Genomic DNA, 11,823 nt, shown 5'->3' with positions numbered 1-11,823 from the left:
CCTGCCGACTGGCGCGCCCTGCCGACTGGCGCGCCCTGCCGACTGGCGCGCCCTGCCGACTGGCGCGCCCTGCCGACTGGCGCGCCCTGCCGACTGGTGCGTGCCGGGGACTGGTGCGTCCTGCCGACTGGTGCGTGCCGGGGACTGGTGCGTCCTGCCGACCGGTGCGCTCCGCCGACCGGTGCGTCCCGGCGACCGGCGGGCCCGCCGTGCCCTCGCGGGGCCTCTTCAGCGCGTAGTGCGCGACGGGTCAGCGGCCAGGTCATGGGCCCCTTCCGCACCCGCCGGGGAGGCCGACGTGGCGATGACGCGGGACGCGCCCGCCGCCCGGTGCAGCCGCATCGCGGCGACCGTCGTCACCGCGCCCGTACCGGCGAGGGCGGCGCCCGTCCAGGCCACGGCCGGGTAGCCCCAGCCCGCGTCGATGACGAGGCCGCCGAGCCATGGGCCCACCGTGTTGCCGATGTTGAAGGCCGAGGTGTTGGTCGCGCCCGCGAGCGTCGGCGCGGCGTTGGCGAGGTTGAACATCCGGGCGTTGAGCGCGGGCGCGGTGAAGAAGGCGGTGAAGCCGAGCATCAGCGCCAGGCTCACCGCCGCGACCGCGCTGTGCGCGGTCAGCGCCAGCGTGCTCAGCACGGCCGTCGAGGCGACGATGCCCCAGAACATCGTGCCGAACAGATGCGCGTCCGCGATCCGCCCGCCGAGCACCGTACCCAGCAGCGCGCCGACCCCGAACAGCGCCAGCACGGTCGGCACCCAGCCCTCGTCCAGCCCCGCCACGTCCGTCAACAGCGGCCCGAGGTAGGAGAACAGGCAGAAGACCGCGCCACCGCTCAGCGCGGTGGCGGCCAGCGCCAGCCACACCTGCCGGTCGCGGTAGATGCGCAACTCGGCCCGCAGCCGCGGCTGGTCGTCCCCGGTCGGCACCTCCGTACGCGGTACGAGCGCGACGACCCCGACCAGCCCCAGCACCGAAAGACCGGCCACCGCCCAGAAGGCGGCCCGCCACCCCGCGTGCTGCCCGAGGAACGCCCCGGCCGGGACCCCGGCGATGTTCGCGATGCTCAGCCCGCCGACCATCACCGCCATCGCCTTGGCCCGCGCGTTCACCGGCACCAGCGACACGGCCACCGCGGCGCCCACGGCCCAGAACCCGGCGCACGCCAGCGCGCTCACCACCCGGGAGGCGAACAGCACCCCGTACGACGGCGCCACCGCCCCCGCGATCTGCCCGAGCCCGAACACGGCCAGCAGCGCCATCAGGGTCGTCCGCCGCGGCAACCGCAACGTGGCCGCCGCCAGCACCGGCGCCCCGACCACCATCCCGATCGCGAAGGCCGATATCAGCAGCCCGGCCGTGGGGATCGACACCCCCATGTCCCGCGCGACGGGTTGCAGCAGCCCGGACAGCATGAACTCGGAGGTGCCGAGAGCGAACACGGACAGCCCGAGGACGTAGACCGCCAGGGGCATGCGGGAGCGAGCGGAATCCGCTGGGGAGGAGGAGGGCATGCCAGGCTCAACGCCATGCGGTGAGCTCCGCATTCCTGATGTCACCCGCTACGCACCGAGCAGCTCCAGCTCAGTGGCCATGTTGTGGCGGGCGGCGGCCTCCCAGCGGTCGTGGCCGACGGGCGTGCGGAAGAGGCGGGGCAGGCCCAGGAGGTGGCGGAGGACGTTCGCGCGGCCCTCGCGGAAGGCGTCGTCGGGGACGAATCCGTACTCCTCGCGGACCGCCGCCGCGTAGGCGCCGTAGGCATCGGGGGAGCCCGCCAGGACGGCGAGGTCGGCGTCGCAGAGGACCTCGCCGTTGGTGTCGCCCTCGGCGGGGTCGTGGTCGGTGGTGACGAGGACGAGGCGGACGGTTTCGGCCACCCGGGGGTCCGGGACGCCGGCTTCCGGCAGGGCGCGTTCGGCGAGGCGGGCGCTGCGCTCCTCGTTGGTGGAGCGGTCGGGGAGGTAGACGGCGTCGTGGAACCAGGCGGCGAGGCGGATCGCGGCGGGGTCGGGGGCCTGGACGTGGGGAAGCAGTTCGTCCACCCGGTCCAGCACCGCGAGCAGGTGATCGGTGGTGTGGTAGCGGCGCTGGGGCTCGGCCCAGCGGGTCAGGAGGTCCTCGCCGTAGGGGACGGGAGACGGGGTCGTGGCGTCGCGGGCGTCGGTGAGGAGGTCCGTCCAGCGGGTGAGCAGCGCGTCATGGGCCGGATGGCGGGCGGGCGCGGGTGAGGGTGTGGGCATGGGCCAATTGTGGGGTAGCGGTTTGCCCTCTTGTGCGGTGTGGCAAGCTGTCCTGCATGTCTAGACCATTGCTCGAGGTGATCGCCCTGACCCCTGCGGACGCGATCGCCGCACAGGCCGGAGGGGCGGACCGCCTCGAACTGGTCACCGACATGGCCGCCGACGGGCTCACCCCGTCCCGTGAGACCTTCGCCGCCGTTCGTTCGGCCGTCGATCTGCCGGTGCGGGTGATGCTCCGCGCGTCGGACGGCTTCGCGACCGGAAACGCGTTCGACGCGCTGTGCGAGGCCGCCGCCGCGCTGCACTCGGAAGGGGCGGACGAGTTCGTCCTGGGCTTCCTGGCCGACGACGGCGAGGTCGACCTGGCCGCCGTGACCGCGCTGACCGAGGTCGTGGGCGCGGGCGGCGGCGTGGACGAGAGCCGCTGGACTTTCCACCGGGCCATCGACCGCGCCGCGGACCGCGACGGCCTGCGCAAGCGGCTCGCGGACATCCCCGGCCTCGACACGTATCTCACCGCCGGGTCCGCGCGCGGTGTGGACGACGGTCTGCCCACCCTGCTCGCCGAGGCCGAGCGGGCCGGTACCCCGGGTTACGAAGCGCGCATCATGGTGGGCGGCGGGCTGCGCCTCGACCATCTGCCCGCCCTGCGCGCCGCCGGGGTCAACGCCTTCCACATCGGTGGCGCGGCCCGCCCCGACGGCTGGTCGGGCCCGGTGGACGCCACCGCGGTCGGCCGGTGGCGCACGATCCTGGACACGCCGGTTCCGGTGGCCTGAGCAGAAGGCCGACCGCCGGACCGCGCTCCACTTCCGTCACCGCCGCCGGACCGCGCTCCACTCCCGTCACCGCCGCCGGACCGCGCTCCACTCCCGTCACCGCCGCCGACCGCGCCCCCGTCAAGCTCCCGCCGGACCGCACCCGCACCCCCGCCGGACCGCGCTCCGCCCCCGTCAGGCTGCCAGCCGCTCCGGCAGGGGCGCGCCGTGGACCACCGTCAGCCCGGACACCGCACGCGTCAGGGCCACGTACAGGCGGCGCAGCCCGGTGCGTTCGTCGGGTTCGCCGTCGACCACGGCGGCCGGCTCGTCCAGGACCACGTAGTCGTACTCCAGACCCTTGGCCAGCGTCGCCGGGACGAGGGTGAGGCGGGACTCGGCGCTGGTCTCCTCGCCGGGGGTGAGGTGGGTCAGCCCCGCCGCCTCGAGGGCCCGGGCCAGGGCCGGGACGCGGGCGTCGGCCGCGATCAGCCCGATCGAGCCCTCGTGGGCCAGGGCCTCCTGGCAGGCGGCGATCACGGCCGCGTCCAGCTCCGCGGGGCCCACGGCCCGTACGGAGAAGTCGCCCGCCGCCTCGCGGATCGAGGTGGCCTCCGACAGACCGGGGGCGATCTCGGGCAGCAGCCGGGAGGCGTACGCGATCACCTCGCGCGGTACGCGGAAGCCCTGGGTCAGCTCCTCGATCCCCGCCCCCTCCTTGCCCAGATGGATCAGGGCCTCCTCCCAACTGGCCGTCGCCCACGGGGTGGTGCCCTGCGCGATGTCGCCGAGCACGGTCGCCGAGCCGGTGCTGCACCGGCGGCCGACCGCGCGGTACTGCATGGGGGAGAGGTCCTGCGCCTCGTCCAGGACCACATGGCCGAGGGACGGGGTGCGCTCGATGAGATCGGCGGCCTCGTCGATCAGCACCAGGTCCGCCGGGGACCACTTCGCGGACTTCGCACCGCGCCCCGGCTTCGCCCACAGGACGGTCTTCTGCTCGTCGGCGTCGAGGAGACCGTCCGCGTGCTCGGCCAGGAAGTCGGCGTCGGAGAGCAGCCGCAGCACCAGTTTGGCCGGGTCGACCGGCGGCCAGATCGCCTTGACGGCCGCCTTCACGGCGGGGTTACGGGCCACCGCGTCCTGCACCCGGTCGTCGGGCGCCTCGCCCGACTGCTCCATCCGGACCAGCACGGCGTGCGCGATGCGCCGCGGAAGCGCCTCGCGGGCCGCGCCGTAGCGGATGTCGCGGGTGAGCAACTCCTCGACGATCTCCTCCAGTTCGTACGCGGGCACCCGCCAGCGGCGTGAGCCGCGCACCACGACGCACGGCTCGGTGGGGCGGGTGACGTACGAGCGCAGGGCGCGGCGCAGCACCTCGGCCAGCCGTGCGTCGCCCTTGATGCGGGCCGCGTCGGCGGAGTCGGTGCCCCGGGTCACCGCGCCCAGGGCGGGCCGGGTCACCAGGTCCTCGACGGTCGCCTGGGCCACCTGGAGCTCGCCGAGGGCGGGCAGGACCTGCTCGATGTAGTGGAGGAAGGAGCGGTTCGGGCCGATGACCAGGGTGCCGGAGCGGGCCAGCCGCTCGCGGTGGGCGTAGAGCAGATACGCCACCCGGTGCAGCCCCACGGCCGTCTTGCCGGTGCCCGGCGCCCCCTGGACGCAGATGGTGCCGCCGATCCCCTGGCGGACGATCTCGTCCTGCTCCGGCTGGATCGTCGCGACGATGTCGCGCATCGGGCCGACGCGCGGGCGCTCGATCTCGGACTGGAGCAGCTTGCTGGTCTGTTCCGCCTCGGAGGGGTCGGAGAGCCGTTCGTCCTCGTACGCCGTCAGCTCACCGCCCGTATAGCCGAAGCGGCGGCGCAGCCCGATGTCCATCGGCGCGTTCTTGGACGCCTGGTAGAAGGGCTGGGATACGGGGGCACGCCAGTCGATGACCATGGGGTCGCCGTCCGCGTCGTGCACATGGCGGCGGCCGATGTAAAAAGTGTCCGTTGAGCCGCCTCCGGCGGCGGGCCGTTCTCCCTCGGCGCCCTCCGCCGTCTTCGCGCCCGGCGCGTGCAGATAGTCGAGGCGGCCGAAGAAGAGCGGGGTGTCGGCGAGGTCGGCGAGGGCCTTGATGCGCTCGCTGACCTGGTGGTGCAGCGCTTCGGCGTTGACCCAGTTCGCGGTGACGTCCCGGAGGTCGAGGGCCTCGACATCGGCGCGCATGGCGCGCAACGCGGCGCGGGACGCGGTCAGATGGGCGCGCTCCCGCGAGAGGGGGTCTGAGTGGTCAGGGGCGTGCGAGGGCACGGCGTAGCCTCCGGCGAGCGAGTACACACAAGCGAGTGCACAAAGCGGATGCGCGGTACGTATATGACGCGCGGTACGAGATGCCGACCGGTTTCCGTCCGGGCGGCGGCTCTCCCGTTCGGAACGTGGGAGGCGGCAAGACCGGCGATTGTAGCCAGGGCATGTCGGGGAGGCGAATGAATTATGACGGGGCCGGGGGGAGCCGCCCCGGAGGCAGCTCCCCCCGGCCCCGGGGCGGCTCCTCGAACGAGCCACCTTCGGACCAGTCAGGCGAGTCGCAGCGCGCGGAAGGTGACGCGCTGGTTGAACCACATCAGCGTCACCGTCGCCGCGCCCATCAGGACCGCGACGGCCAGATGCCCGGCGACCGAGGTGACCGGGGCACCGAGGGCGGCGAGGACGAGGTGGAGGCCGACGCGGAGCGCGAGCAGCCCGATGGCGATGTTCCGGGTGCGGGAGTTCTTGAGCATCGCGCGCATCAGCTTCTTCCGGCGGCGCAGCACGGTCCCCCCGACGACGATGTTCACCAGGGCGATCCCGATGAGCACCATCCAGGCGTCGTCCCACGCCTTGGTCAGGTCGTACGCCGCCCCTATGACGCCCTCGAAGGCGAAGAACCACACCGGCAGCGGCTTGATCCCGCTCAGATCGACATCGGTGGTCCCGGTCCCGGCCTTGCGATTGCGGATGCTGATGCCCATGTCCCCCGCCCCTTCGGCGTCGTGTGGTGCCGTGTCCTGCTGACACCCACGATCCTTCCGGGCGGGGAACGCCTCGGGCAGAGCCGCCAATCACCGGTCCCCCATGACAGAAGTCATGAGGGACACGGGTCGGACGTCAGACGTCCTCGTCCGCGAGCAGCTCGCTCGCGTCCACGATCCGGTACGCGTACCCCTGCTCGGCCAGGAACCGCTGGCGGTGCGCCGCGAAGTCCTGGTCGATCGTGTCGCGCGCGACCACCGAGTAGAAGACCGCCGGGTGGCCGTCGGCCTTCGGGCGCAGCACCCGGCCGAGCCGCTGGGCCTCCTCCTGGCGGGAGCCGAACGTGCCGGAGACCTGGATGGCGACCGTGGCCTCGGGGAGGTCGATGGAGAAGTTGGCCACCTTCGAGACGACGAGCACCGACAGCTCGCCCTGCCGGAAGGCGTCGAAGAGCTTCTCCCGCTGGGCGTTGGTGGTCTCGCCCTTGATGACGGGCGCGTCCAGGTGCTCGCCCAACTCGTCGAGCTGGTCGATGTACTGCCCGATGACCAGCGTCTGCTGCCCCTTGTGCCGGGCGACCAGCGCCTCGGTGATCCGCCGCTTGGAGTCGGTCGTGGCGCAGTAGCGGTACTTCTCGTCCGTCTCGGCGGTCGCGTACGCCAGCCGCTCGGTCTCGGTCAGATTGACCCGGACCTCGACACAGTCGGCGGGCGCGATGTAGCCCTGCGCCTCGATCTCCTTCCAGGGGGCGTCGAAGCGCTTCGGCCCGATGAGCGAGAAGACGTCGGACTCCCGGCCGTCCTCCCGGACGAGCGTCGCCGTGAGCCCGAGCCGCCGCCGCGCCTGGAGATCGGCGGTGAACTTGAAGACGGGCGCCGGCAGCAGATGCACCTCGTCGTAGACGATCAGGCCCCAGTCGCGGGAGTCGAACAGCTCGAGGTGCGGGTAGATGCCCTTCCGCTTGGTGGTGAGCACCTGGTACGTGGCGATGGTGACCGGGCGGATCTCCTTCCGCGTACCGCTGTACTCACCGATCTCCTCCTCGGCGAGCGAGGTGCGGCGCATCAGCTCGTGCTTCCACTGGCGGGCGGAGACGGTGTTGGTGACCAGGATCAGCGTGGTCGACTTGGCGGTGGCCATCGCACCCGCCCCGACCAGCGTCTTTCCGGCGCCGCAGGGCAGTACGACGACGCCCGAGCCGCCGTGCCAGAAGCCCTCCACGGCCTGCGTCTGATACGGCCGCAGCGCCCAGCCGTCCTCGCGCAGCTCGATGGGGTGCGCCTCGCCGTCCACATAGCCGGCCAGGTCCTCGGCGGGCCAGCCCAGCTTCAGCAGCGTCTGCTTGATCTGTCCGCGCTCGGAGGGGTGGACGACCACCGTCTCCGGGTCGATCCGGGCGCCGACCAGCGGCTGGATCTTCTTCGACCGCAGGATCTCCTCGAGGATCGGGCGGTCGCTGGTCTCCAGGACCAGCCCGTGGGTGGGGTGCTTGAGCAGCCGCAGCCGCCCGTAGCGGGCCATGGTCTCCGCGACGTCCACGAGGAGGGCGTGCGGGACGGGGTAGCGGGAGTACGCCACGAGGGCGTCCACGACCTGCTCGGCGTCGTGCCCGGCGGCGCGGGCGTTCCACAGCCCGAGCGGGGTCACCCGGTAGGTGTGGATGTGCTCGGGCGCTCGCTCCAGCTCGGCGAAGGGCGCGATGGCGCGGCGGCAGGCGTCCGCCTGCTCGTGATCCACCTCGAGCAGGAGCGTCTTGTCGCTTTGGACGATGAGGGGTCCATTCACGCGCCTGGGTCCTTTCGTGCTGGCCGGCCAAAGAACCAGTGTCCCCCATCGAGGAGGCGTGGCGGAGAGCCACAGGGATACTCCCGGCGGCTACGGGCAAGCGGCGAAGACGGAAACGGACCGATGGAGCGGCGACAAACGGAGCCATGGGTGGGAGGCGAGTCCCTGTGATCAGCATCGCTGGATGGGAGATCCGGCGGACGGCGGAGAAGAGGACGACGGTAAAGCGGACGGCGGAGAAGAAGCCGAAGACGGGGTCGCGGACGGCGGGCGGCCAGAAGAAGACGAGCGGACAGGGCCAGGGGAAGGCGGCCGGCGGTAAGCAGGCGGCCGGCGGTCGGAAGAAGGGGCCGGGGACGGGCGGGGGCCTGACGAAGGGGCCCGTGACCGCGAAGCGGCAGAGCGCGAAGTCGCCGACGGCGAAGTCACCGACCGCGAAGTCCCCCACGGCGAAGACCCGGGTGGAGCAGGCCCAGTCCGCGAAGGGCCGGCCGGCGAAGACGCGGCCCACGAAGGCCGAGCCCACGAAGGCCGAGCCCACGAAGACGCGGCCCACCAAGGGCCGGGCCGCCGAGCCCCCCGAGCCCCAGGGCCAGGCCGCCCCGGAGAAGGCGCTGCTTCAGCGCACCTCGTTCGGCGCGCGCGTCGCACGGGCGATGGTGCTGCTCCTGGCGTTCGTCTGCATGGTCGGCTTCGCGGCGGCGCTCGCCAAGGCCACGCTCGTGCCCCAGCCCGGATCCGTCGACCTCGTCCACACCAATCTGCATCCGGGACGCTCGCTGCGCGCCTACGTCGACCAGCCCGCCTTCCAGGACACGGTGAAGCAGATCGGCGGCAATGTGCTGCTCGGCGCGCCCTTCGGGGTGCTGCTCCCGATGCTGGTGCCGAAGGCGCGGGGCGCGGTGCGGGTGGTCGTGGTGACGGCCCTGGTGATGGTGGCCGTCGAGACCGTTCAGGGGCTCATCGTCGAGGGCCGGGCCTTCGACATCGACGACGTCATCCTCAACACCTCGGGCGCGCTGATCGGCTATGTCGTGGTCGGCCGCTGGCTCGGCCGCGCCCTGCACCCGCGCCGCCGCCACTGGTGGCACCGGTGGACCCGGCGGGGGACCGAGGCACCGCCCGCGGCGTGAGCTCTCGGACACCCTTCGGGCGGGTTACGTGGCGTCCTCGGCCAGTTCGGCGGCGCCCGTGATGCGGTGCAGGGGGTACGTACGGACCTCGTCGGCCGTGTGGTCGTACGCCGTGACGAAACCGCCCTCGACCCGGACCGGGGCGATCACGCGCTGGCTGGCCGCGCCGTTCGCGTTGACGTAGCCGATCCAGACGTTGGAGCCGGTCAGGGCCGCGGCCTGCATGGTGGCGAGGGTGTCGGCGGAGGTGGTGCGGGGCAGCCGGTCGCCACTGGTGGCGCCCCCGGACCCGGACCTGGACTCGGTCCCGGCCCCTGGCCGTGAGCCGGAAGCGGCCTCCGGCCTCGCCTCGGCCACGGCCGCCGGTTTGTGGGGCGCCGTCGCGGCGAGGTCCCCGGCGCGGATGGCGCGCACCGCCGCGCCCAGCAGGGTGGCGTCCGGCACCGGCGGGCCCTCCGGGACCGGGGCGGGCGGCCTACGGGGCGGGGTGCGCTGGGCTTCGGCCCGGCTGACCAGCACATCGCCCTCGGCGGACTCGGCCGCCGGGGCGTACCCCATCGCCCGCAACCCCTCCAGCAGCGTGTCCGGCGGTGCCTGGGCGGCCAGCACGGTGGGGGCGAGGCGGCGCAGCCGCAGCCCCGCCGAACGGCGGTCGGCGAGGATCTCGGCGAGCAGCGCGTCGTCGTCGCAGCGCAGATACGCGGAGGCGGCGCCGATGCGCAGCCGTCCGTGCTTACGGGCCACGTCGTCGACGAGGTAGGTGAGCGGCTGGGGCACCGGGGTGCGGGAGTGCGCGGCCAGGAAGGTGTGCACGTCGTCGGCGGTCCGCCCGGCGTCCAGCGCACGGCGTACGGAGTCGGGTGTGAACCGGTAGACGGTCGCGCCGCCCTTGGACTCGACGTCGGCGAGGATGCCCAGGGTCTCGGCGAGCGGCCGCTCCAGCGGGCCGGGCGCGACGGCGGTCAGGTCGGCCTGGAGCAGGACGTGGTCGAGCGGCTCGGGGAGCAGCGGCGCGAGCAGCCGGGCGGCCTGCGCGGACGCGAGGTCGCTCTCGGCGGCCGTCGGCTCGTCCGGGTGGCGTTCCAGCAGGGCGCGGCCATGGGCGGAGAGCGCGCCCCGGCCGGTGACCCCGAGCATTTCGGCCTCGGCGACGGCCCAGCGGGCCAGCCGCGAGCGCAGATCCTCGCCGGTGGGCGAGGCGGCGGTGGGCGAGGCGGCGGTGGAGGCGGCCCAGGGGGCGGGGGCGGAAGGGGCGGCCGCGCCGGGTGTGCCAGCGGTGGGGGCCGGGGCCCCGCGGTGGCCGGTCGGGCGCTCCCACCGCAGCCGGGTCAGCAGGACATCGGGGGTGGCCGCGGCACCGTGCGGGAGGGTGGCCAGGAGTTCCAGGACCCGGCGGCGGACCTCGGGGGCCGGGGAGCGGTCCAGTTCCGGGCCGAGCGCGGCGAGGGTGCGGCCCCTGCTGTCCCGGCCGCCGACCAGGCCCGACGTACGGGTCGCGGGCAGCCAGGCGGCGGCGAGCCGCGCCCAGCGCTCCTCGGCGGGCAGCCGCAGCCAGTCGTCGTAGGCGGGGGTGGGGGCGTAGCGCTCGTCGGTCTCGCCGTCGGAGGCCACCAGCCCGGCCGCGTACGCCAGCTCGATCCAGAAGGCGGCGACCGGTTCGGACACGTCGAGGACGACGGCGGTCCGCTTGAGGTCGCGGACGCTCAGCCCGCCCGCGCGCAGGACGGGCGGCCCGGCGGTCTCCCACTGCGCCAGCAGCTCCTCGACGGTGGACAGGGCGGTGAAGGTCTGGCCCGCGGCGGTGTTGTCCACAACCTGTGGATCGTGCTCGGTGGTGGGCGAGAGCGCCGGGGCGAACGGCTCGGGCGCGCGGTGCGCCCGGCCGTGGCGCAGATGCAGGGCGACCTCGCGGGGCAGTACGACGTTGCGGGGCCCGGACGGCAGCAGCAGCGCGCGGTCCAGCAACCAGCCGACGGGCGGGGTGGGCGAGGTGACGGAGACCTCCCCGTACGGCGGCCCCCAGGTCAGCTTGGCCAGTACGGCCGCCGCGCCCGCCGGCGCCCCGTCGAGCAGCGCCGCCATCCGGGCGCGGTCCCGGAACAGCTCGGCCAGGGCCGCCACCGCCGTGACCGGGTCGTGCGTGGGCGTCAGCCCGGCCGCCGCCAGCAGCTCCTGGAGCCGCCCCGGCGACATCCCGGACGTGGCCTCCCGCACGGTCGGGCCGAGCCCGGTGGGGGAGGGCGAGGTGGGCGAGGGCGCGAGCAGCTCCCGAGCGGTCCGTACGAGCCGAAGCCGGTCGTCCCCACCCCAGATCAGCGCCTGCTCGCGCAGCGTGGCCACGGCCCGCGGCAACTCGTCGACGATCGCGGCACGTTCCTCGGCGAGCAGGGGAGCGCCGATGCCCGAGGCGGCCCCGGCGGCCGAGGCGGGCCCAGTGTCCGATGCGGGCCCGGTGCCAGGGGCGGGCTCCGGGCCGGCGTCGCCCGTCAGCAGGTCCCGCAGGGTCTCGTACGAGCAGGGGTCGGGCGCGACGGCCAGGGCCTCGGCGGTCTGCTGCGCGAATCGGTCGAGACGCTCCACCGCCCGTACCACCGAGGCGCGGGTGCCCGCCCGGGTGGCGAGCTGGGTGAGGTCGTTGGGGACCGGGGAGAGCAGATCGGGGCGGGCGCGCAGCAGGGCGGCGAGGGCGTCGTCGGGCCGGGTGCGCAGCTCCTCGGCGAGGGTGCGCGGCACCCCGCGGCCACGGTCGCCGTGGCCGCCGTCTCGTGGGCCGCCGCCCCGGGGGACGCGATCCTGTGGACCGCCGTCCCCATGGCCGGTGTCTGCGGGCAACTCATGCCTCCCGGTTGCGCGAGCTGGTCTCTTCGGGCATGTCAGCCCGCTCGATTCCATGAACTGCTCATTCGATC

Annotated in this window: 8 protein-coding genes and 1 pseudogene; 3 read left to right on the top strand and 6 right to left on the bottom strand. The window is 74.0% G+C overall.

Features of this window, described 5'->3' with window-relative positions; translation table 11 throughout:
- Window positions 1-239: pseudogene (locus ABD329_RS09035) on the top strand (hypothetical protein); the annotation flags it as partial.
- Here ABD329_RS09035 and ABD329_RS09030 read toward each other — a convergent pair.
- Window positions 229-1,473 carry a Cmx/CmrA family chloramphenicol efflux MFS transporter gene (locus ABD329_RS09030; protein ID WP_246618866.1) on the bottom strand — a complete coding sequence of 415 codons (1,245 nt, stop codon included), beginning with the start codon at window positions 1,471-1,473 and terminating at the stop codon, window positions 229-231. The pseudogene ABD329_RS09035 and the gene ABD329_RS09030 sit on opposite strands and share 11 nt — an antisense overlap.
- A gap of 87 nt (window positions 1,474-1,560) precedes the next feature.
- Window positions 1,561-2,238, bottom strand: a complete 678-nt coding sequence (locus tag ABD329_RS09025) for an HD domain-containing protein (RefSeq protein WP_198279994.1) — start codon at window positions 2,236-2,238, stop codon at window positions 1,561-1,563.
- A 56-nt stretch (window positions 2,239-2,294) separates the two neighbouring features.
- On the opposite strand from ABD329_RS09025, the gene ABD329_RS09020 reads away from it, so the two are divergent.
- Complete coding sequence (locus ABD329_RS09020) at window positions 2,295-3,017, top strand: copper homeostasis protein CutC (protein ID WP_198279995.1); 723 nt, start codon at window positions 2,295-2,297, stop codon at window positions 3,015-3,017.
- 174 nt (window positions 3,018-3,191) lie between these two features.
- Here the strand turns inward: ABD329_RS09020 and ABD329_RS09015 are convergent, their stop codons facing one another.
- The 3 genes from ABD329_RS09015 to ABD329_RS09005 form a co-directional block, all read right to left on the bottom strand.
- Window positions 3,192-5,294 (bottom strand): helicase domain-containing protein, encoded by a 2,103-nt coding sequence (locus ABD329_RS09015; RefSeq protein WP_198279998.1) that lies wholly within the window; start codon window positions 5,292-5,294, stop codon window positions 3,192-3,194.
- A gap of 266 nt (window positions 5,295-5,560) precedes the next feature.
- Window positions 5,561-5,995 carry a hypothetical protein gene (locus ABD329_RS09010; protein WP_198279996.1) on the bottom strand — a complete coding sequence of 145 codons (435 nt, stop codon included), beginning with the start codon at window positions 5,993-5,995 and terminating at the stop codon, window positions 5,561-5,563.
- A gap of 136 nt (window positions 5,996-6,131) precedes the next feature.
- Window positions 6,132-7,781 carry a DNA repair helicase XPB gene (locus ABD329_RS09005; RefSeq protein ID WP_198279997.1) on the bottom strand — a complete coding sequence of 550 codons (1,650 nt, stop codon included), beginning with the start codon at window positions 7,779-7,781 and terminating at the stop codon, window positions 6,132-6,134.
- 167 nt (window positions 7,782-7,948) lie between these two features.
- On the opposite strand from ABD329_RS09005, the gene ABD329_RS09000 reads away from it, so the two are divergent.
- Window positions 7,949-8,914 (top strand): VanZ family protein, encoded by a 966-nt coding sequence (locus ABD329_RS09000; RefSeq protein WP_344316193.1) that lies wholly within the window; start codon window positions 7,949-7,951, stop codon window positions 8,912-8,914.
- Between the two features lie 24 nt (window positions 8,915-8,938).
- Here ABD329_RS09000 and ABD329_RS08995 read toward each other — a convergent pair whose 3' ends face one another.
- A complete protein-coding gene (locus ABD329_RS08995) occupies window positions 8,939-11,746 on the bottom strand; it encodes a helicase-associated domain-containing protein (protein WP_344316192.1) in 2,808 nt (935 codons plus the stop codon).
- Window positions 11,747-11,823: the final 77 nt, after the last annotated feature.

Source organism: Streptomyces javensis (genome assembly GCF_039525925.1).
GTDB lineage: Bacteria > Actinomycetota > Actinomycetes > Streptomycetales > Streptomycetaceae > Streptomyces > Streptomyces asiaticus.
The sequence above is the reverse complement of the archived record's forward strand: the minus strand, read 5'-3'. Positions and strand labels throughout refer to the sequence as shown.